19 protein-coding genes and 1 other RNA gene are annotated in these 22,755 nt (G+C 40.7%); 8 read left to right on the top strand and 12 right to left on the bottom strand.

Features of this window, described 5'->3' with window-relative positions; translation table 11 throughout:
• The first annotated feature begins 98 nt into the window (after positions 1-98).
• Complete coding sequence (locus tag BTA34_RS01495; RefSeq protein WP_151434214.1) at positions 99-803, top strand: pirin family protein; 705 nt, start codon at positions 99-101, stop codon at positions 801-803.
• 67 nt (positions 804-870) lie between these two features.
• On the opposite strand, the gene rnpB is transcribed toward BTA34_RS01495, so the two are convergent.
• Positions 871-1,246, bottom strand: an RNA gene (gene rnpB / locus BTA34_RS01490) — RNase P RNA component class A.
• Positions 1,247-1,306: 60 nt separating this feature from the next.
• Positions 1,307-2,185 carry a 16S rRNA (cytidine(1402)-2'-O)-methyltransferase gene (gene rsmI, locus BTA34_RS01485; protein ID WP_151434213.1) on the bottom strand — a complete coding sequence of 293 codons (879 nt, stop codon included), beginning with the start codon at positions 2,183-2,185 and terminating at the stop codon, positions 1,307-1,309.
• Between the two features lie 61 nt (positions 2,186-2,246).
• Between rsmI and BTA34_RS01480 the strand changes: the two genes are divergently transcribed.
• From BTA34_RS01480 to dolP, 4 genes are all read left to right on the top strand, one after another.
• Positions 2,247-4,001, top strand: coding sequence for a penicillin-binding protein activator (locus tag BTA34_RS01480; protein ID WP_151434212.1), 1,755 nt, complete (start codon positions 2,247-2,249; stop codon positions 3,999-4,001).
• Between the two features lie 80 nt (positions 4,002-4,081).
• Positions 4,082-4,459 (top strand): YraN family protein, encoded by a 378-nt coding sequence (locus tag BTA34_RS01475; RefSeq protein WP_151434211.1) that lies wholly within the window; start codon positions 4,082-4,084, stop codon positions 4,457-4,459.
• Positions 4,460-4,481: 22 nt separating this feature from the next.
• Positions 4,482-5,072, top strand: a complete 591-nt coding sequence (diaA, locus tag BTA34_RS01470) for a DnaA initiator-associating protein DiaA (protein ID WP_004245257.1) — start codon at positions 4,482-4,484, stop codon at positions 5,070-5,072.
• A gap of 9 nt (positions 5,073-5,081) precedes the next feature.
• Complete coding sequence (gene dolP / locus BTA34_RS01465; RefSeq protein WP_023582845.1) at positions 5,082-5,660, top strand: division/outer membrane stress-associated lipid-binding lipoprotein; 579 nt, start codon at positions 5,082-5,084, stop codon at positions 5,658-5,660.
• Positions 5,661-5,773: 113 nt separating this feature from the next.
• Here the strand turns inward: dolP and ureG are convergent, their stop codons facing one another.
• From ureG to BTA34_RS01430, 7 genes are read right to left on the bottom strand one after another with little or no spacing between them, the layout of a single operon-like run.
• On the bottom strand, positions 5,774-6,391 hold the full coding sequence (gene ureG, locus BTA34_RS01460) for an urease accessory protein UreG (protein ID WP_023582846.1): 618 nt from the start codon (positions 6,389-6,391) through the stop codon (positions 5,774-5,776).
• A 9-nt stretch (positions 6,392-6,400) separates the two neighbouring features.
• The gene (locus BTA34_RS01455; RefSeq protein ID WP_265576146.1) at positions 6,401-7,066 is read right to left on the bottom strand and encodes an urease accessory protein UreF; all 666 of its coding nucleotides are present in this window, start codon (positions 7,064-7,066) and stop codon (positions 6,401-6,403) included.
• Between the two features lie 23 nt (positions 7,067-7,089).
• Positions 7,090-7,590, bottom strand: a complete 501-nt coding sequence (gene ureE, locus BTA34_RS01450; RefSeq protein WP_151434209.1) for an urease accessory protein UreE — start codon at positions 7,588-7,590, stop codon at positions 7,090-7,092.
• 26 nt (positions 7,591-7,616) lie between these two features.
• Positions 7,617-9,320: an urease subunit alpha gene (ureC, locus tag BTA34_RS01445; RefSeq protein WP_151434208.1), complete on the bottom strand. Its 1,704-nt coding sequence runs from the start codon at positions 9,318-9,320 to the stop codon at positions 7,617-7,619.
• Positions 9,317-9,643 (bottom strand): urease subunit beta, encoded by a 327-nt coding sequence (locus BTA34_RS01440; RefSeq protein ID WP_069368686.1) that lies wholly within the window; start codon positions 9,641-9,643, stop codon positions 9,317-9,319. The genes ureC and BTA34_RS01440 overlap by 4 nt, the downstream gene beginning before the upstream one ends.
• Positions 9,644-9,651: 8 nt before the next feature.
• Complete coding sequence (locus BTA34_RS01435; RefSeq protein ID WP_023582851.1) at positions 9,652-9,954, bottom strand: urease subunit gamma; 303 nt, start codon at positions 9,952-9,954, stop codon at positions 9,652-9,654.
• A gap of 21 nt (positions 9,955-9,975) precedes the next feature.
• A complete protein-coding gene (locus BTA34_RS01430) occupies positions 9,976-10,812 on the bottom strand; it encodes an urease accessory protein UreD (protein WP_151434207.1) in 837 nt (278 codons plus the stop codon).
• A 491-nt stretch (positions 10,813-11,303) separates the two neighbouring features.
• Between BTA34_RS01430 and BTA34_RS01425 the strand changes: the two genes are divergently transcribed.
• Entirely contained in the window at positions 11,304-12,194 is an 891-nt protein-coding gene (locus BTA34_RS01425) for an AraC family transcriptional regulator (protein WP_151434206.1), read from the top strand.
• Positions 12,195-12,199: 5 nt separating this feature from the next.
• Here the strand turns inward: BTA34_RS01425 and mtgA are convergent, their stop codons facing one another.
• The 3 genes from mtgA to arcB form a co-directional block, all read right to left on the bottom strand.
• Positions 12,200-12,898 (bottom strand): monofunctional biosynthetic peptidoglycan transglycosylase, encoded by a 699-nt coding sequence (gene mtgA, locus BTA34_RS01420; protein ID WP_151434205.1) that lies wholly within the window; start codon positions 12,896-12,898, stop codon positions 12,200-12,202.
• A gap of 20 nt (positions 12,899-12,918) precedes the next feature.
• Entirely contained in the window at positions 12,919-13,569 is a 651-nt protein-coding gene (elbB, locus tag BTA34_RS01415; RefSeq protein ID WP_151434204.1) for an isoprenoid biosynthesis glyoxalase ElbB, read from the bottom strand.
• Positions 13,570-13,805: 236 nt separating this feature from the next.
• The gene (gene arcB / locus BTA34_RS01410; RefSeq protein ID WP_151434203.1) at positions 13,806-16,142 is read right to left on the bottom strand and encodes an aerobic respiration two-component sensor histidine kinase ArcB; all 2,337 of its coding nucleotides are present in this window, start codon (positions 16,140-16,142) and stop codon (positions 13,806-13,808) included.
• A gap of 674 nt (positions 16,143-16,816) precedes the next feature.
• Between arcB and gltB the strand changes: the two genes are divergently transcribed.
• On the top strand, positions 16,817-21,277 hold the full coding sequence (gltB, locus tag BTA34_RS01405; protein ID WP_151434202.1) for a glutamate synthase large subunit: 4,461 nt from the start codon (positions 16,817-16,819) through the stop codon (positions 21,275-21,277).
• A gap of 9 nt (positions 21,278-21,286) precedes the next feature.
• Positions 21,287-22,684 (top strand): FAD-dependent oxidoreductase, encoded by a 1,398-nt coding sequence (locus BTA34_RS01400; RefSeq protein ID WP_151434201.1) that lies wholly within the window; start codon positions 21,287-21,289, stop codon positions 22,682-22,684.
• Positions 22,685-22,755 lie beyond the last annotated feature (71 nt).

The raw sequence follows: 22,755 nt of genomic DNA, 5'->3' as shown, positions 1-22,755 counted from the left end.
CAAATAATTTGATTATAGGCACCAGATTAACTTGCTAACAATAGACAGTCCATACCTCTATGATAAATATATTGATAATCTACTCGAAAAATACCGCTATGATAAAATACAGAACAGCACAACAATGTGGTAAAGCGGATTATGGTTGGCTACAAGCTCGCTACACATTTTCCTTTGGCCACTACTTTGACCCTCATTTTTTAGACTATGGCACGCTAAGAGTTCTCAACCAAGAAGTACTTGCCCCAAATTCTGAATTTAAAGCAAAGACTTATCCTCATGTTGATGTGGTTAACTTGATCCTTCAAGGAGAAGCGACATACCTTGATAATATGGGACGTACAGTGACGGCAAAAGAAAATGAGTGCTTACTTATTTCACCGCATAATACTGATACATATATAGAGAGAAACAGCAGCCCTGATACACCGTTAACCCGTATTCAGTTATGGCTAAATGCGTGTCCACAACAAGAAAGCTTAGCTTCACAAAAATTGGCTTTAGATGAAAACTTAAAATATCAATTGTTAGCTTCACCTACCGGTGATGATGGCTCATTAATGTTAAGGCAAACAATTTGGCTTTATCATATTCATTTGCAAGCAGGCGATGAAATTACACTGCCAATAAAAGGTCAAAAAGGCTTTTTACAATCCATAAAAGGTGGTACCTGTTTGCAAACGTCAACACACGAAAATGGGCAAATTCAGTGTGGTGATGGGGCTTTTATCCAAGATAGCCACAGTATCACGTTAAAAAGCTCGGCTGAGTTTCGTGGCTTGTTTATTGATATTATTTCGTGACAGTTGATTTAGATTGGTTTAAAAACAGAAAACCCTCGAAACACAATGTGAATCGAGGGTTTTTTATGAGGTGAGTTGACCGTTAAGCCGGGTTCTGTCGTGGACAACCATTCATCTAGGCCAGAACTTGCGCGCTGGCTCCAGCAACCTACCCGGGTTCAATGCGGGCCGCACCATAAGAACCCCTATTTGGTCTTGCTCCGGGTGGAGTTTACCATGCCACAAACTGTTACCAGTTGCGCGGTGCGCTCTTACCGCACCCTTTCACCCTTACCTGATCCTGTAAACAGGCCATTGGCGGTTTACTCTCTGCTGCACTTGTCGTAGGCTCGCGCCTCCCAGACGTTATCTGGCACCCTGCCCTGTGGAGCCCGGACTTTCCTCCCCTCTATCCGTCTCCCCCGAAGGGACAACGATAAAGCAGCGGTTGTCTAGTCAACTCAGGGTGCGGATTATAGGGATTTTGGTAGAAAATGTATAGCAAAAGAAGCTAAAAAATCACTTTACTCGCCTGAAGCTTCACCATTTTGCTCAATGACATGTTTATAGAGTGCATTTTTTTTCACGCCATAAATCTCAGCGGTGACTGCAGCCGCTTTTTTTAGCGGTAACTCTTTTTGTAAAATCGCAAGTGTCCGTAATATTTCTGGAGAAAAATCATCATCAACAGGTTTTTCATAACCTTCAACAATTAATACCATTTCACCTTTACGACGGTTTTCATCTTCAAGTACCCATTTAAGTAACTCACCAACAGGCATGCCTTGAATAGTTTCCCACGTTTTTGTTAACTCTCTCGCTAATACTACGTAGCGATCTTCACCCCAAACTGTCACCATATCAGCTAAACTATCTAACAGCCGATGTGTTGATTCATAAAAAATCAATGTACGAGGCTCTTCTGATAATGCGCGTAAACAATCTTGACGACTTTTTGTTTTTGCTGGTAAAAAGCCTTCATAACAAAAACGATCAGAAGGAAGCCCTGCCGCAGAAAGTGCCGTAATAGCAGCACAAGCGCCGGGTAATGGCACAACATTAATGCCATTCTTACGACATTGATTGACTAAATGATAGCCAGGATCGTTAATTAATGGTGTACCTGCATCAGAGACTAATGCGATACTTAGCCCCTGTTGTAATTTGCTGATTAATTGATCCGCTTTTTGCTGTTCATTATGATCATGTAACGCATACAAACGTGCGTTAATAGCAAAGTGCTGTAATAGAAGCCCTGTATGACGGGTATCTTCTGCAGCAATTAAATCGACATGAGACAGCACATCAAGTGCCCGCTGGGTGATATCGCCCAGATTACCAATAGGTGTGGGTACTATGTACAGTGTGGATGTCGTTACCGCTGCTCGATTAGGTTGATTCATTGTTTATTCCGAATGACCGATTTAAAATTGAGCATAATTATAAAACATCACTGGGTACAGTATGCTTTCCTCAATTTTTGTGCGTTTTAAAACAGGTTTATCCTATACTGCGATACTCTCTGCGCTGATTATGTCAGGTTGTACCCTGACGGGGCAACAAGAACAACCTCTCACTCCAGCTGCAAAAGCAGAAATGGAGATGAAACAATTTCAAAAAGTGATTGATGACGCTCAAGGGCTAGCATCTTTAGATGTTATTAGAGCCTATATTGGGTTAGAAACATTAATTACTGATCCTCAGCTACATCAGAAAAATATTGATGATACATGGCTCACGCTAACCAAACTCACACCAGAGCAACGCCGTGGCGTTGTTATCAAAGCAGATGAAAATACCCTGCAAGGTTGGTTAGATTTACTGAATACCTATGAATACAACAAAGATGATGCTGATAAGTTATCAACAGCAGTTAGAGAATGGCAGACTCGCTATCCTCGTAATCCGGCTGCATTAACCCTTCCTGCATCACTATTACGTCTATCACAACCTTCTGTGAGTACAAGTAGCCAAATCGCATTATTATTACCTTTAACAGGGCAAGCGAAAGTCTTTGGTGAAGCTATTCGCCAAGGTTTCCTTGATGCACAAAGTGGCTTACCGCAACCTCAAGCTATGCCTGCACCACAAGCGCCTAAAAATGACGATAGCCTTGCGTCAATTTTAGAAGAATTGGGCATCAATAATACAGAAACACCGGCAACAGATACGGCAAAAGAAACAACCGAAAATACGCAAGCGACTCAAGATCAAGAAAAAGATAGCTCAACATTTTCTGGTGATACGACATTACGCTTAGATCCTGTTGCACAAAACTCTCGCCAAGTGATTGTTTATGATACCAATAGCCAATCTATCGATAGTTTACTGAAAAAAGTACAGCAAGACGGCGCTAACTTAATTGTTGGTCCACTGCTAAAACCTGAAGTCATGAAGACGATAGAGCTTCAAAGTGGTTTGCCTGTATTAGCACTTAATGAGTTAGATAATATCCCTTCTGCAACCACAGTGTGCTTCTTCTCGCTTTCACCAGAAGATGAAACACGTAATGCGGCACAACATTTACGTCAGCAACAAAAATCAAACCCATTAATTATTGTTCCTGATAATAAATTTGGCCAAAGAATGGCTCAAACATTTGCTGATGAATGGCAAAGTACGGGTGGTGGCACCGTTTTACAACAAACGTTTAGTTCTGTTGATAGCTTAAAAGCCTCTATTAACCGTGGTGTGGGTATTCGTATGACAGGTACGCCTGTTTTACCAACAGCTAATGCACCTTTACCATTAGAGACGCAATCTATTCCCTCTGCAGGTGGTGCCATTGATTCAGTTTACATCATTGCAACTAGCGATGAATTAACCTTAATTAAGCCAATGATTGATATGGCAATCAGTACCCAAAAACGTCCACCAATTTATGTTAGTTCTCGTAGTAACCAAGGTGGAACAGGTCCTGATTTCCGTATGGAGATGGAGGGTATTCAATTTAGTGATATTCCATTGATGACTGGCGCTAATTTGCCGTTAATGCAAAAAGCATCAAGCAAATTTGCGAACGATTACTCATTAATGCGTCTTTATGCCATGGGAATTGATGCATGGTCATTAGCAAACAATTACAATGATCTGACAAAAGGCACATTACGTTTTAATGGTATTTCAGGTTCATTGCGCGTTGAAAACAACTGTACTGTTTATAGAGAACTTCCTTGGATGCAGTTTAAACAAGGTAAAATTGAACCTGTTGTACAGTAATATATATATTTAGTTATCATTAAAATAAACCGCCATAAAGGCGGTTTATTTTATGAGTGAGATAAAGAAGGAAATCATGGATGATTTTTTCTAAAAGCCCTTATTTTTTGGGGCTATACTATGAACAAAAAGCGCTAAAATATTTACGCCAACAAGGATTAATATTGATTGAGCGTAATGTCCGATATCCCTGCGGAGAAATTGATCTTATTATGCAGGAAAAGAAGACATGGGTATTTGTTGAGGTTCGTTTTAGACGCAATATCTTATTTGGTGATGCAATAAGCTCTATTACGACCGCAAAACGGCGTCGTTTATGGCGGACAGCAAAATGTTGGTTAGCACAACGCAAAGAAAGTATCGAGACTTCAGACTGTCGTTTCGATATTTGTGCATTTAATCAACGCCAGTTAATATGGTTAAAAAACATTCTCGATTATACGGAATTCATTCGTTAAATTAGATTATATAGGTCTTAACGTGCTTGATAGAATCAAAGTCTGCTTTACAGAGAGTATTCAAACTCAAATTGCAGCAGCAGAAGCATTACCAGATGCCATTTCCAGAGCCGCCATGATGATGGTTCAATCTTTGTTAAACGGCCATAAAATATTAAGCTGTGGAAACGGTAGCTCAGCAGCAACAGCACAGCGATTTGCCGCAAGCATGATCCATCGTTTTGAAACTGAGCGCCCAAGCTTGCCTGCATTATCGTTAAACACAGATAGCGTTGTGATGACTGCAATTATGGGGAATCAGCAGCACGATGAAATCTATGCAAAACAAGTGCGTGCATTAGGCCAAGCTGGAGATGTGCTACTTGCTATCTCAACGCATGGTAACAGCAGAAGTATTATTAAAGCCGTTGAAGCTGCTGTTACACGAGATATGACCATTGTTGCATTAACAGGTTATGATGGCGGAGAGCTTGCCGGATTATTAGGTCCTCAAGATGTTGAAATTCGTATTCCATCTCAACGCACCGTCAGAATACAGGAAGTTCAGATGCTAACAGTCAATTGTCTCTGTGATTTGATTGATAATACATTATTCCCACATCAGGATGACTAAGGAGTTACTATGAAATTGCTTCCTATCACTGCAGTGTTGTGTTCTGCACTTTTACTGCAAGGTTGTATCGGCGCAGCTGTTGTCGGCACGGCCGCAGTTGCGGGTAAAACTGCAACCGATCCTCGCTCATTAGGGCAACAAGTTGACGATGGTACCTTGGAAGCGCGTGTTTCTGGTGCTCTAAACAAAAACGAACAAATCAAGAAAAGCAATTCACGTATTGTCGCTACCGCTTATCAAGGCAATATACTGTTAACGGGTCAAAGCCCTGATATGTCTGTTGCGAATACAGCAAAACAAGTCGCAAGTCAGGTTGAAGGGGTAAATAACGTCTACAACGAAGTGCGCCAAGGCGAGCCTGTGACATTAGGCACAGCATCTTCAGATACATGGCTAACAACCAAAGTTCGCTCTCAAATTTTAGGCAGTGATTCAGTAAAATCCTCATCTGTAAAAGTGATCACTGAAAATGGTGAAGTGTTCTTATTTGGTATTTTAACTCGCCAAGAAGGGGCTGCTGTTGCAAAAATTGCCAGCGAAACCAAAGGGGTAGTAAAAGTAACCACCGCATTTACTTACCTTAACTGATCCCATTGCTAATCTCGTTTTTAGATTATCCTGCCAGTATCGGTCTTTATAATAAAATGACCGATACTGGCAGTTTCTTTCTCGACTAAAACTCGCCTTTACTCAACAAGCCGTTAGCGTCTTAGCATCCCTTTATCAATGATAAAATCGATAATCGTTTCCAAGCCCACTTTTTCTTTTAGATTTGTGAAAACATAAGGCTTCACAGGACGCATTCTTGCGGTGTCTGATTCCATGACTTCTAATGATGCACCAACATAAGGGGCTAAATCGATCTTGTTGATCACGAGCAGATCAGAATGGGTAATACCGGGGCCACCTTTACGTGGAATTTTTTCACCTTCGGCAACATCAATGACGTAAATGGTTAAATCAGCAAGCTCAGGGCTAAATGTCGCACTTAAGTTATCACCACCGCTTTCCACAAAAACGATATCAAGATTTTTGTGGCGCATGGCTAATTCTTCAACCGCTGCCAGATTCATGGATGCATCTTCACGAATCGCAGTATGAGGACAACCTCCCGTTTCGACACCAATAATACGATCCGCATCTAATGCTTCAGCACGCGTTAAGATCTTGGCATCTTCTTGGGTATAAATATCGTTAGTCACAACCGCGATTTCATAAGTGTCGCGCATTGCTTTACAAAGAACTTCTAACAGTGCGGTTTTTCCTGATCCAACAGGGCCACCCACACCAATACGTAGTGGTTGATTATATTCTTGCATATAGATTTCTCATGAACGAAAAAGTCGAGTGTATTGTGTTTCATGGCGACTACTGGCAATAATTTGTGCGGGTGTAAAACTCCCAATATCTTCCGTTGGCCAATGTGCGGATTGCTCAACAATGGCAGGGATTTGCTCTGCTAAGCTAAACAATATTTTCTGCCCCGCACTTTGCCCTAATGGGATCAGCTTTACGCCTGACATCACTGCATTTTCAAGCCAACCCCAAGCATAAGCACAACATAACTTTTCAGAGGAAATATTCCATTTCACCGCAGCTAACGCAAACGCCATAAGTTGTGTCTGTTTTACACATGCTTGTAAAGTGTCATCTAACTCAATATCTAATTGAGGAAGTAAACGAGCAAAAGCGATACCTCGTTGGCGCTCTTCTTGTCTTAACTCTTTCGTTTCACGACTTGCGACAATAAAATCACACCAATATCTCACTTCACTCATTTTGGCTTGTGCCAAATTTTCTTGTAATCGCCGTAAGATAGGAAGCTCTAACATTGCTAACGTGCTGGCCATTTGGGTACTTAGCCAATCCGCTAATGTTTGAGGACAACAAACCCACCCCTTTTCAATCGCCCACTCTAACCCTTGAGAATAAGTAAACGATCCCACGGGTAAAGAAGGACTGACTAATTGATATAAGCGCAGATCTGCAAGCATCAATAAGCTCTCTATTTAAATAATTAGTGATGATGGTGATCGTCATGAGAGTGATGGTGATGATGATGACCACCTGACGATCCGCCATAAGCGCCCGGCTCCGGTTGGTATTTCTCTAAACCCACCACCACATTAGCGCCTAAACCTCTCGCCATATCATCTAAAACATGATCATGAAAATAACGACACCAACCCGCTTCGATTTGTAATGGAACGTGACGATTACCTAAGTGGTAACAAACACGAGCCAATAACAGTGGATCGTCACTATACACGGTTGAAACTTGCTCTTTTGCCGCTTCAATCGTTACCAGCGTATTATCTTCTGATAGTAAGATATCGCCCTCTTTTAGCACCGTACCACGAGGCAAAAATAACCCCGCTTCTTGCCCATCACTTAATGTCACTTTTAAACGGCTTTTGGTTCTTTCATCCATCGTCAAACACAAAGTAAGCGCCTGTTTTTCTGACGTTGCCGTTTCAAGTGCTTTTTGTTTATCAATAAGTTGAGTAAATCTTTTCATTCTCTATATTCTCGGTAACACGCTGATTAAAAGAGGAAATAGCGCTGTGCCATCGGTAATTGTGTTGCAGGCTCACACACTAATGGCACACCATCCGCTTTCACAATATAGGTTTGAGGATCAAGCTCGATATGAGGCACATAACTATTGTGGATCATCGATGCTTTAGTAATATTACGACAACCTTTAACACGCCCAATTAAGCTCTTTAAGCCCAGTTTTTCAGGCACACCTGCGTCAATCCCTGCCTTCGACATAAAGATCATCGACGTTTGATATTTCGCTTTACCTAAACATGCATACATTGGACGATAATGCACAGGTTGAGGTGTTGGAATAGCCGCATTAATATCACCCATAGGTGCATAAGCCACCATGCCACCTTTCATGATCAATGCGGGTTTCACACCAAAGAAAGCCGGCTCCCATAACACCAAATCAGCAAGTTTTCCTTTCTCTATTGATCCCACTTCATGTGCAATGCCATGCGCTAATGCAGGGTTAATCGTGTATTTCGCTACATAACGTTTAATACGATGATTATCGCTTTCAGGAGTGTCACCTTCTAATGTGCCACGTTGCAATTTCATTTTATGCGCACATTGCCAAGTGCGAAGAATAACTTCACCAACACGCCCCATTGCCTGTGAGTCTGACGACATAACAGAAATAGCGCCCATATCATGCAAAATATCTTCCGCAGCGATAGTTTCACGGCGAATACGAGATTCAGCAAAAGCCACATCTTCAGGAATGGACGGATCAAGGTGATGGCAAACCATCAACATATCAAGATGCTCATCTACCGTGTTAATGGTATAAGGCATTGTTGGATTGGTTGAAGCAGGGAGAATATTTGGCTCTCCGACTGATTTAATGACATCGGGTGCGTGCCCACCTCCCGCGCCTTCGGTGTGAAAAACGTGGATCACACGACCCGCAATTGCTTTCACGGTTTCTTCATAAAAACCGCCTTCATTTAAAGTGTCAGAGTGAATAGCAACTTGCACATCCATTTCATCGGCAACATTAAGGCAGTTATGAATTGCCATTGGTGTTGCGCCCCAATCTTCATGAATTTTTAGACCAATAGCCCCCGCTTCAATTTGCTCACGAACGGCTTCAGGTTGACTCACACAGCCTTTACCGAATAAGCCAACGTTAATCGGAAGCTCATCAACCGCTTCTAACATGCGGTGCATGTTCCAAATACCCGGCGTTACTGTCGTTGCATTTGTTCCGGCTACTGGCCCTGTACCACCACCAATAAACGTGGTGACACCAGAAACTAAACCTTCTTGTGCTTGTTGCGGGCAGATAAAGTGAATATGCGTATCAACGCCACCAGCAGTAATAATTTTACCTTCGCCAGCAACCACTTCAGTGGCAGGTCCTACAACAATATCCACGTTAGGCTGTACATCAGGATTACCGGCTTTACCGATACCCACAATGCGACCATCTTTAATACCGATATCCGCTTTTACGATCCCCCAATGATCTAAAATAATGGCGTTTGTAATAAGCACATCGACACATTCAGCATTGATGACTTGGCTCTGCCCCATACCATCACGGATAACTTTACCACCACCAAATTTGACCTCTTCGCCATAAGTGGTGAAATCTTTTTCAATTTCAAGAAAAAGCTCCGTGTCGGCTAATCGCAGACGGTCGCCAGTTGTGGGGCCAAACATATCTGCATAAGCTTGACGTGAGATAGTTTTCATTTTTTCTCACTCTCCAATTTACCCATCACTTTGCCATGAAAACCGTAAATTTCACGTTTTCCTGCGAAAGCCACCAATTCGACTGTACGACTTTGACCGGGTTCAAAGCGAACCGCCATGCCCGCTGGAATATTTAAACGAAAACCCAAAGTGCCTTCTCGTTCAAATTTTAATGCGTCATTCACTTCATAAAAATGATAATGAGAGCCGACTTGCACGGGTCTATCGCCATGATTGGCAACCTGTATTGTTTTTGTTTCTCGACCTGCATTAAGTTCGATATCGCCTAATGCTTGGTTAACTCTAATTTCACCGGGTATCATGTTGTTACCTACACAATAGGATCGTGAATAGAAACAAGCTTTGTGCCATCAGGAAATGTGCATTCGACTTGAATGTCTTTGATCATTTCTGGCACCCCTTCCATGACTTGTTCTGCTGTCAAAACAGTGCGACCTTCGCTCATTAGTTGGGCAACCGTTTTACCCTCTCTCGCCCCTTCCATAATGGCACAACTGATCAGTGCAACCGCTTCAGGATAATTAAGCTTAAGCCCTTTTGCTAAACGTCTTTCAGCAACAAGACCCGCGGTAAAAAGCAGTAATTTATCTTTTTCTCTTGGTGTTAATTCCATTTCTGCTCCTAAAATTAACGATTATGTCGCCCATATACGAGGCGGCTCAGGGCAATACCCTAACCAGTGTTGTCTAACGGTTTGCCAAACTTGAGCAAAACACGCCATCATTGGCTCTGTTTGAGAGCCTAATAACCGTAAAACTAAAATACCGTCTACATCCGTTAAGCCATATTCGATAACATGATCGTAAGCGGCTGAGAAAGCCTCGATACTTTGTTGAATAAGGCTTTTTAATTCGTCTGTTGCGGGATAAATATAAAGTGATCCCAACATCGGAAACTCACGCATGGCAGCCGATCTTTTTTGCAAACCATCGACAAAAAGCGACTCAGTTAATGTTAGCTTTTCATCGATATAGAAATTTAAACGCCCTTTTACATTGCCATTTTCAAACCATTCATTTAAAACGGGGCGACCAAAACATTGGATTTCCCAGCCAATAAATCTGGCTGTAGATGCAATATGAATATGTGTTTCTAGGAGAACTTGCGCTTCAGGAAAAAAGATATTTTCTTGAGGTAACCACTCTAAAAAGCCATTAGCTGCCACTTTTAAGGTTTGAATTTGCCGAGCAACACCGCCTGCACTACGGTAAAACTTAGTGGCTCCGGGTGTTGTGAGCAACGCGTGCGCTTGAGGCTGCACATCAATATTGATCAATAGCTTATCGCCACCAACCACGCCGCCTGGGGGATGAAGCAAATAGGTGTGTGCAATACCTTGCTCAGGATAAAAAGGACGCTGAACCATTAATGGGCCAATATGGCGTTTTTCTGTAAGACGTGTTATTTCGCGTTTTACTTCATAGCGTAAAACGATTTCAGCAAGCCAACCCTTTCCTGAAAAGTCAGACATACTCACTCCTGCCAACTCGGCAAAATTATCAATAAATCAGGAAAATACGTGAATACATACAGCGCTATCCATAAGATGAATCATTCAAAATCAAATAGAAAATAAGCTAATGAATGTTGGATAGGGTGTGGATAAAAGACAAACAGTGATATCCTAAGAACAGGATAATCTCCTTCGTCTGTGACGCGCGATTCTACACCTTATTACGAAAAATGCGTTTTGAATAAATAACAATTTATTTAGAAAAAATAACACTGTTTAAAATAAATATAAAAAATGAGCAAATATCTATATTGTCATGTTTTATCAACAAGATTATATTCTGCTGCATGCTGATTCTGCTTTGCATGACAACACCTGTTTAAATTAGAATAAACTCTCTATTATTATTCTAGACGTGGCTTATTAATTTATACAACAAATGAGCTATTTTGAGTATTGTTCATTTAAGCAAGATTGATGCTTAACTTGCCTACGGTATATCGGAGATCATGGAATACAAACACATCCTGTCCTCTAACCAAATATCTTTAAAAACGTTTTACATCGAAAACCCGATGATAGCGATGGTTAGTGGCGCAAAAGGTACAATTTGCATCAATGGACAAACTATTGATGTATCTAGCCATTTAACGCTGATTATTCCGAAATACAGTCAAGTTTCTTGCGATATTGTCAGCCAATTTACGCATAAATCTATTGAACTACACACGCTTGTGTTATGTGAAACAGAGCTTCAATCTGTTTTCTCTTTATTAAAGCCTTTCATTAAATCTAGCTCACCACTAACAAGCCATCTTCCTTCTTACCATTTATCGACTCCTGAAGTAATAAAAAGTAATTTTGGAATTTTAAAACAGTGTTTACCGCTACCACATGGCTCTCCATCACAAGAAACCATGTTTATGCAGCAGTGTTTGTTCTTTATTTTAATGGCGGTGTATCAGGCGGGTGTAGATATTCTAAATATCTTTCGTTTTAACTATGATGAACCGAAAAATCAGGCGATTACACATCTGATAACACAAGATCCACAGCGAAAATGGCATTTAGACGATGTCGCAAAAACATTGTTTACGACGCCATCGACATTACGTCGGCATTTAAATAAAGAAGGGGTTTCATTCTGCCAATTGCTATTAGATGTCAGAATGGGGATCGCCTTAAACTACCTTACATTCTCTAATTACTCGGTATTTCAAATCAGCCATCGTTGTGGATTTGGCAGTAATGCTTATTTTTGTGATGCCTTTAAACGTAAATACGGCATGACGCCGTCACAGTTTCGTATTCAATCTCGTCAAGCTAATGATCCATCGACAATAAACAAAATTTCAGAAAAAATTGCAGAGCCAGAAAATAAAGTGTTTCCAACCTTATAAAAGTGTTACAAATTATTTTTCTTTAAAAAGGATATTCCACCCATTAACCGCATCTGATTTAAGATCCACTGTTGCCGTTTTAGGGTATAAGCAGAAGGTTTATTTACGTGATAAATATGCGGATTAGGTAATACTGCAGCTAATAATGCAGCTTCATGACTTGTAAGTTGTTTCGCTGGCTTTCTAAAATAGTGTTGAGAAGCCTGCTCTACACCGAAGATCCCATCACCAAATTCAACAATATTCAGATACACCGTTAAAATACGTTTTTTTGACCAAATAAGCTCCACAACGGGCGTCATTCCCGTCTCAAGCCCTTTTCTTATCCAACTACGACCATCCCATAAAAAGAGATTTTTGACCGTTTGCTGAGAAATAGTCGATGCACCACGTAATGTTTTCCCGTTGTTATGATTTTTTTTGAAAACTTTCTCAATAGCATCAAAATCAAAGCCCCAATGTTTGGGGAAATTTTGATCTTCAGAGGCAATAACGGCTAAATACATCACAGAAGCTATCTCTTCTTCACTTACCCAAGTGGAATGTGATACATAAGAGAAATCAAACTCACTCCAAGCAGAAATTTGTCTTTGAACCATCACAGCAGAAAAAGGTACGGGCAAAAAAGAAAACAGCACAACTGTTAACAGCCATAAAGCAATTAAAATAATTAATAGTTTCTTTAACTTTCTCACCAGTACCATCTGCTGTTTTTACCTACTATTTATGCCATCTCAAGGACTTTCTTAACCAGTTTCTCAATACCGACCTGTGCTTGTGCAATAGATTGTGCAAGCATATAAGCAGGGGTTGTGACAACACGGTATTTTTCATCAACAACAATATCATCAACCGGACAATCTATATGCATACCGCCCATTTTTTCAATTGCACGCGCTGTTTCTGCGTCGTTTCCAATTGTTAATTTCACTGGAGCATTTAACATTTTTGGTAACATTACAGGTGCAATACATATTAGCCCTAATGGCTTATTTTGCTGATGCATTGCTTGTACAAATCTTAAGAGATCTTTGTTAATTTCACAGTCACTTCCTTTTGTGGCGAAATTGCATAAATTCTTCGCCGCACCAAAGCCACCAGGAATAATGACAGCATCAAAGTTTTCAGCCTTTGCTTCTGATAAAGGGGAGATTTTTCCACGAGAAATACGAGCAGATTCCTCCATCATATTCCTTTTTTCTGATTTTTCTTCACCTGTAATATGATTAATTACAGTTGGTTGTAAATCATTAGGTGAAAAATAATGAACTTCAGCATTATTTTGGCTTAAAGCAAGCATTGTGAGCACTGATTCATGGATTTCGCTCCCATCAAATACACCACAGCCACTTAAAATTACCGCAATTGATTTCATATCTTTCTCCGTTTGTAGTAGATTACTAGTTACCCATTTATAGGTGTAAACACCAATCGGCATCACATATTTAAATGTTTCTTGTAACAAAAAAACTTATCTTTGCTATTTTGTTGCTTGTATGATGTATGGAATAGTTTCATCCTATTCGCCTATGTAATGAGAATCAAAAAAGCGGATAGAAAAGTTTCCCTGGTGTTGGCGCAGTATTCGCGCACCCCAACCTTCGGTTGGGGTTATTTTTTTCTAGCGTCTGATAACCAGTTTCTTAAACTTTCCACATCCTTTCTCCAATCTCTTTCTAACTCATCTACCCACTCTTGCACATTGTCCCACCAAGCTGGTAATTCCGATGATTGGATTTGTTTAGCGAGTTGCTGTAAATGTTTTAAACCAATAGAACCCGCAGCCCCTTTAATTTTATGTCCTTCCTCTGAAATCCCCTTCTCATCACGAGCTGTTAAGTTAGATTCAAGGACTGACATATAACTAGGCATCATCTTTTCAAAAACATCTAGACCATCAGTGATTAATTGAGGTCCGACAAGTTCGATGTATTGATTCAGCATGTCTATATCTAATAATTCTTCATTTTTATTCAACAATTCCGATGACTCATTACATGGCACAGAAACCGCACCATCACCCCAGAATTTATTGATAATCGCGGTAAGTGCATCCACAGAAAGTGGTTTGCTTAGCACATCATTCATTCCCGCATCTAAATACTCTTTTTTATCTTTCAAAACATTTGCTGTTAAAGCGATAAGAGGGGGAAGTTCATTACTGTCGAATTCTTTGCGTAATTTTCTTGAAATATCGAACCCGGTCATATCCGGTAGTTGAATGTCTAATAGCACTAAATCATATTCATCCGGCTTAAACATCGATAGCGCTTCTTGCCCTGTCATTGCGACATCAACGGTATTACCCAGTTTTTCTAAAACAGAGCAGGCAACAATCACGTTAAGTTCAATATCTTCAACAAGCAGAATATTTAAAGCGGGTAATAATAGTTCATCATCACTTTCGATATCGTGGCGCTCTTCAATCGCAGGAGCGACGATAGAGAGCGTAAAGGTAGAACCCTCACCTAACTCACTCTCAACACGAATATCACCGCCCATATGCTGTGCTAGGCGTTTTGAGACCGCAAGCCCGATACCCGTTCCCGTTGCAGAACGACCACCTTGACTATCATTGACTTGATAGTACATGGCAAAGATCTTCTCAAGCTCACTTTTTGGAATGCCAATTCCGCTATCTTTCACTTCAAAGAACAACTTATCTGGCGCTTCTTGCCAAATACGCACTTTGATTTCACCTTCTTGGGTAAATTTCACCGCATTACCAATGAGGTTCCATAAGATCTGGCGTAATCGAGTTCCATCAGAAGTTATCTTGTGCGGTAGCGTTTCTTCTGCTTCGAGTGTGAATTTCAATCCTTTTGGCTGTACTAACAGTCCAGACAGGTTTTCTAAATCAGAAATAAATTCCGTGAAGTCAATGGGCTGATTATCTAACTGAATTTTTCTACGCTCAATTTTGTCCATCTCAATCACGTCATTGAAAATATTCCCCAACGTAATCGCACTCACATGGATCGTTTTTAAGTAATTGAGTTGTTCTGGTGAAAGTTCGGTATCCAATAAAATACGGCTTAATCCAACAATACCATTTAGCGGTGTACGCAATTCATGGCTGATTGTTGAGATAAAGGTGGTTTTATCACGGCTCGCGTTCTCTAACGCGTCTTGATAGCGCTTACGCTCTGTAATGTCACGTCCAAAGCCCATTAAGCCATGGCGTTTACCAATACGATCATAAAACGGCACTTTGCGTAGTTCAAAACAAGCCTTGCGACCATCAGGATAAACTAACCACTGCTCATAAGTGAGTGACACATTATGACGGAAGACTTTTTCATCCGTTTCCATCACTTTTGCAGCAATATCTTCGTCATACACATCAAGTGGGGTTAAGCCGATAAGTTGCTTCTCACTTTTACCTGTCAGTAATTCCGTCGCGCGGTTACATCCTGAAAATTCATTATCTTCATTGCGGTAATACACTAAGTCAGGAGAGGCATCTAGGAATGAACGTAGAAGTGAGGATTGCTGTTCAAGCTCGATTTGCGTCAATTCACGACGCTTCATTTCACTTTTTAGTTTTTCTAGTAGTTCAAGGTGCGCTTTTTCAACTTTTTCACGCTCTTGAATTTCCAAGTTTAATTGCTCAATATTCTCTTTTAATTGAGAGTTAAGCTCTAAGTCGCGCTGGCGCATTACACCGAGTTTATCCACCATACGAGATAAACGGCGTCGTGACTCTTCAAGTTGTTCAACCACAACAGAGAGAAAATAGACAGCCCAAGGCGTAATAATCAGCCCAAAGAAAATAGAGCGAACAAGGTCAATACTGGTAACATCACCTGCAAGCAAGAATGTCACCGCCATTTGAACAACCATCGCTAAAACAACTAATGCAGAAGCTAACAATAATGAGAAGCGAATTAGCCCCAGCCTCATCATTAAGTCAACGTAGTATTGGGCAAGCCCTTTGAGCAATTTCATTGAAAACTCCAATATATTGAATCTATGGAATGATAACCCAAAAATGAATTGGCGCAGTGGCGAACATTCAGAAATCTTGCTAAGAGTGTTTATTTCTCATTACTTTGTTTGATTTCACCCTCTATTTTCTCTCAACGAATCTATTCACAACACATGCATTCATGAAAATAATACAAAACCAAGCAACATAAACGATAGCAATATCAACAATAAATAGACCTTATTAAAAAAAATTCAATTTGTCTTTTTTTATACAAAATGTATAAAAACAATAAAATTCCAAAATCAATATATTCAGCAGAATAACTCACTAGCTGTTCTTATCATTAAAGGATGAGATAAAGCTAAACCACTCAAATAAAGTGATATAGCTCACATTAAAAAATCACTCCTATACTATTTTAAAATAGAATAATTTAGTTATTAATCAATATATTAAAATAAAAAATTCCTTATCTATTTTATCTCAGTCAAATATCCCTACACATTGACCTGATTTTTATTTATCGATAAGTTGAAAAGGCATTGCATAGCAATATAAAAAACACACCAAGCTAGGCAAACACAACATCACCCGACTGAGCACCCATAAATTTACCTACATACTTAGAGCCAAAACGTTCCTTTTGCGCTCTTTTTTGAGGCGCCCAGTAAACTAAGTAGGAAGCAAAAAAATGCTCTATCAAAAGACACAGGAAAAAGACAATTGTGGGTTTGGGTTGATCGCGCATATTGAAGGGCAAGCCAGCCATAAGATTGTCAGAAATGCCATACATGGTCTTGCCAGAATGCAACATCGTGGTGCGATTCTTTCTGATGGTAAAACCGGCGATGGGTGCGGATTACTCTTACAAAAACCAGAGCGTTTTTTCCAATTAGTTGCACAAGAAAAAGGCTGGCATCTAGCAAAAAATTACGCCGTCGGGATGCTATTTTTAAGCCAAGATCCCAATATCGCCAAACAATGTCGGCTCATTGTCGAAGAAGAACTACAACGTGAAACGCTTTCCATTGTTGGTTGGCGTAAAGTGCCTATTAACACGGATATTTTAGGCAGTATTGCCCTTTCTTCTCTCCCTTTAATCGAACAAGTTTTTGTTAATGCCCCCGCAGGCTGGCGGATAAGTGATATTGAGAGACGACTCTTTGTTGCCCGCAGACGCATTGAAAAGCGCATTACTGACAATGATTTTTATATTTGTAGTCTTTCTAATTTGGTGACGGTTTATAAAGGTCTTTGTATGGCCATCGATCTACCGCGTTTTTTTACCGATCTTGCTGATCTCCGTATGGAATCTTCAATTTGTTTATTCCACCAGCGTTTTTCAACTAACACCACTCCTAGATGGCCACTTGCACAACCTTTTCGTTATTTAGCACATAACGGTGAAATTAATACTATTACAGGTAATCGCCAATGGGCCAAAGCGCGTGCCTATAAATTCCATACTCCACTTATTCCTGATTTACAAAGTGCGGCTCCTTTTGTCAATGAAAGTGGCTCCGATTCAAGTTCACTCGACAATATGCTAGAGCTTTTTCTCAATGGCGGTATGGATATTGTTCGTGCAATGCGATTGTTAGTGCCACCAGCATGGCAAAATAATCCACAAATGGATGAAGATCTTCGTGCCTTTTTTGATTTTAACTCAATGCATATGGAGCCTTGGGATGGACCTGCGGGCATTGTGTTATCAGATGGTCGTTATGCTGCATGTACGCTAGATAGAAATGGTTTGCGCCCTGCTCGCTACGTTATCACCACAGATAACATCATCACTTGTGCTTCTGAAATTGGTATTTGGGATTATCAACCTGATGAAGTGCGAGAAAAAGGACGCGTCGGCCCCGGCGAGTTAATGGTTATCGATACGCATCATGGACGTATTTTGCATTCTGCCGAAACGGATGAAGATTTAAAAAGACGCCATCCTTATAAACTGTGGCTAGAGCGCAATGTTAAACGCTTAACACCGTTTGAAGAGTTACCAGAACAACAAGCCACAGGACAACGCGCCTTTAATGACGCTTTATTAGCCACGTATCAAAAACAATTTGCCTATAGCCAAGAAGAGCTTGAAAGTATTTTGCATGTGCTTGCAGAAAACGGGCAAGAAGCCACAGGTTCAATGGGTGATGACACCCCATTTGCTGTACTTTCTCAACGCCCTCGCCTTATTTATGATTATTTCAGGCAAAAATTTGCGCAAGTAACAAATCCTCCTATAGATCCATTAAGAGAAGCACATGTCATGTCTTTAGCGACTTGCATTGGACGCGAGATGAATGTGTTTTGTGAAGCGGAAGGACAAGCACATCGGCTGAGTTTTAAATCGCCTATTTTGCTTTATAGCGACTTCCAACAGCTTATTAATCAAAAAAATCCTTATTACCAATCTGTTCATCTTGATATCACTTATCAACCAACAGAATGCAATTTAGAAACAGCATTACACCAATTATGCGCAAAAGCACAACAGGAAGTTCACCATGGTGCAGTATTATTGGTATTATCAGATAGAAATATCACTAAAGAGCGATTGCCTATTCCTGCTCCTATGGCAGTTGGCGCCGTACAAAAAGCGTTGGTAGATAATAACTTACGTTGTGATGCCAATATCATTGTCGAAACGGCAAGCGCCCGTGATCCTCACCATTTCGCCGTATTACTCGGATTTGGTGCTACTGCTATTTATCCTTATCTTGCTTATGAATCTTTAGCGCAACGTGTTGATAAAAAAATCCTGCAAGCAAGCTATGCCCAAGTGATGCTCAATTACCGTAACGGCATAAATAAAGGCTTGTATAAGATCATGTCCAAAATGGGCATTTCAACTGTTGCTTCTTACCGTTGCTCTCAACTTTTTGAAGCTGTTGGATTAAATGATAGCGTTGTCGAACTCTGTTTTGCGGGCGTTGATAATCGGATTAATGGTGCCGATTTTAGCGATTTTGAACACGATTTATTTAATTTGTCTAAGCGGGCTTGGTTAACTCGCCATCCTTTAGACGCGGGTGGTTTATTAAAATACGCCCATAAAGGGGAATACCACGCCTATAACCCTGATGTCGTGCAAGCACTACAAAAAGCCGTAAATAGCGGGGAATATGCCGACTATCAGCATTATGCAAACCTTGTACAACAGCGTCCAATTACAACCTTACGCGATATGCTAGTTCTCAATAACAAGACAACGCCTATCTCGATTGAAGAAGTTGAACCTGAAACAGAATTATTTAAACGCTTTGATACTGCCGCAATGTCAATTGGGGCGCTAAGCCGAGAAGCTCATGAAGCGCTTGCGCAAGCGATGAATACATTGGGGGGATTTTCAAATTCAGGCGAAGGTGGCGAAGATCCAGCTCGTTACGGGACTAATAAAGTCTCACGCATTAAACAAATTGCGTCGGGTCGTTTTGGCGTGACACCTTCTTATCTCATGAGTGCCGATGTTTTACAAATCAAAGTCGCACAAGGGGCAAAACCCGGTGAAGGCGGACAACTTCCCGGCGATAAAGTGACGCCTTATATTGCGCAACTGCGTTATGCCGTACCCGGTGTTACCCTAATATCACCGCCACCTCATCACGATATCTACTCTATTGAAGATTTAGCACAGCTTATTTTCGATTTAAAACAGATCAATCCAACGGCACTGATTTCTGTAAAACTCGTGTCAGAGCCAGGTGTGGGCACTATTGCTACTGGTGTTGCCAAAGCTTACGCAGATTTGATAACCATTGCAGGTTATGACGGCGGCACAGGTGCAAGCCCTTTAACTTCTGTAAAATATGCAGGTAGCCCGTGGGAGCTGGGCTTAGTTGAAACTCAACAAGCATTAGTGGCAAATAGTTTACGTCATAAAATTCGTTTGCAAGTCGATGGTGGATTAAAAACCGGTCTAGATATTATTAAAGCAGCAATTTTAGGTGCAGAGAGTTTTGGTTTTGGTACTGGTCCTATGGTGGCATTAGGCTGCAAATATCTACGCATTTGCCATTTAAATAATTGTGCAATGGGTGTTGCAACTCAAGATGAAACGCTTCGTCGTCACCATTATCACGGATTACCAGAACGCGTTATTAACTACTTCCGTTTTATTGCGCAAGAAACTCGTGAGTTAATGGCATTACTTGGCGTAAGAAAAATCACAGATTTAATCGGTCGAACCGATCTGCTTTCATGTCTAGAAGGTGTGAGTAGTAAACAGCAAAAACTCTCTTTGGGTGGATTATTAGAAACCGCGACATCACCATCAGGCAATGTGCTTTATTGTCAGGAAAATAATAATACTTATGATAAAGGCGAATTAAATCAGCATATCGTAGCTCAAACTCGTGATGCTGTTGAACAACAAAAAAGCCAAACATGCTATTTTGATATTCGTAATACAGACCGCTCTGTAGGAGCAACGTTATCTGGCATTATTGCTAAGAAATATGGCGAGAATGGGTTATCTGCAACACCTATAAAACTCAATTTTACGGGAACTGCGGGGCAAAGCTTTGGTGTATGGAATGCACAAGGTGTTGAATTAACCTTAGTGGGTGATGCTAATGATTATGTAGGCAAAGGCATGGCAGGAGGTCGTATTGTAATTTCGCCACCCGTTGGCTCTGCATTTAAAAGTCATCATGCAACCATTATGGGTAATACCTGCCTTTATGGCGCAACAGGCGGAAAACTCTATGCCTCTGGATTGGCTGGCGAACGTTTTGCCGTCAGAAACTCTGGCGCAATTGCTGTCGTTGAAGGCGTTGGTGATAACGGCTGTGAATATATGACGGGCGGTATTGTCTGCGTTCTGGGTAAAACAGGGATTAACTTTGGTGCGGGAATGACGGGGGGATTTGCCTATCTATTAGATGAAGATCTCACGTTATCACAACGGATCAACACGTCATCGATTGAGTTGCTCCCAGTTGCATCCTTTGCCATTCTCGCTGAACATCTACGTGGCATGATTGCAGAACATGTCAGACTCACAGGCTCCCAGCAAGGAGAAAGATTACTTTCACAGTGGGAATATTGGTCACAACACTTCAAGTTAGTTAAGCCAAAATCCAGTGATGTCAATGCGTTGCTTGGTCATCCTCGTCGTTCATCTGCTGAATTACGCGTTCAGGCACAATAGGAGAATATTATGAGTCAGAATGTGTATCAGTTTATCGACTTAAATCGTGTTGAGCCGACTAAAAAACCGTTAGCCATTCGCAAAATTGAGTTTGTTGAAATCTATGAGGCCTTTTCGCCACAGCAAGCCTCTGCACAAGCTGATCGCTGTTTAAGTTGCGGTAATCCTTATTGTGAATGGAAATGCCCTGTCCATAATTACATTCCTAATTGGTTAAAGCTGGCAAACGAAGGGCGTATTATTGAAGCGGCTGAACTTTCTCATCAAACAAACAGTTTGCCTGAAATTTGTGGTCGCGTTTGCCCTCAAGATAGGCTTTGTGAAGGTGCCTGTACGCTTAATGATGATTTTGGTGCCGTTACCATTGGCAATATTGAACGTTACATTAATGACACCGCCTTAGCACAAGGATGGCGTCCCGATCTTTCTCACGTCACAATGACCGATAAAAAGGTCGCAATTATTGGTGCTGGCCCTGCGGGTCTTGCCTGTGCAGATGTTCTTATTCGACAAGGTGTGAAACCGGTTGTTTATGATAAACATCCAGAAATTGGGGGATTACTTACGTTTGGGATACCCTCTTTTAAACTCGAAAAATCACTGATGATCCGACGTCGCGAATTATTTAGTGAAATGGGTATTGAGTTTTGCCTTAATACGGAAATAGGTAAAGATATCGCCCTAAATACGCTAATAGCACAATATGACGCAGTTTTTCTAGGATTGGGCACTTACCACAGTTTAAGCGGTCATTTCCCTAATGAAAATGCTGATGGTGTTTATAGCGCCCTACCTTATTTAATTGGTAATACACGTTATTTAATGAATTATGGGGAAGATCCCCAAACACCTTATATCGACCTGAAAAATAAAAATGTCGTGGTATTAGGAGGTGGCGATACCGCAATGGACTGTGTTCGTACTGCAGTTCGACAAGGTGCAAATAAAGTCACTTGTGTTTATCGCCGTGATGAAAGCAATATGCCGGGTTCAAAACGCGAAGTAAAAAACGCCAAAGAAGAAGGTGGCGAATTTTTATTTAATCTTCAACCTACAGATATAGAAGTTGATAATCAAAATAAAGTGGTTGGTATTCGTGTTATTAAAACTGAAAGTGATAAAACATTAACGCCGATTGAAGGAAGTGAGCATTTGTTATCTGCTGATGCGGTTATTCTGGCATTTGGTTTTAAACCTGCACATTATCCATGGCTAGATGAAAATAATATTGAATATACATCTTCAGGCAGAATTATTATTTCAGATAATCAAGAAATACCAAATCAAACAACAAACCCTAAAGTGTTTGCTGGTGGCGATATTGTACGAGGCTCTGATCTTGTGGTAACAGCAATAGCAGAAGGAAGAGAGGCGGCTGAAGGAATATTACGATATTTATCATGTTAAATATTTTTTATTTTCGTTATTTAAAATAACAATTTCTTTTGTTCATTATCCCACTTAATTTAAGTGGGATA

Source organism: Proteus sp. CD3, from assembly GCF_008808075.1.
Lineage (GTDB): Bacteria > Pseudomonadota > Gammaproteobacteria > Enterobacterales > Enterobacteriaceae > Proteus > Proteus appendicitidis.
This window is presented reverse-complemented; position numbering and strand designations above follow the sequence as displayed.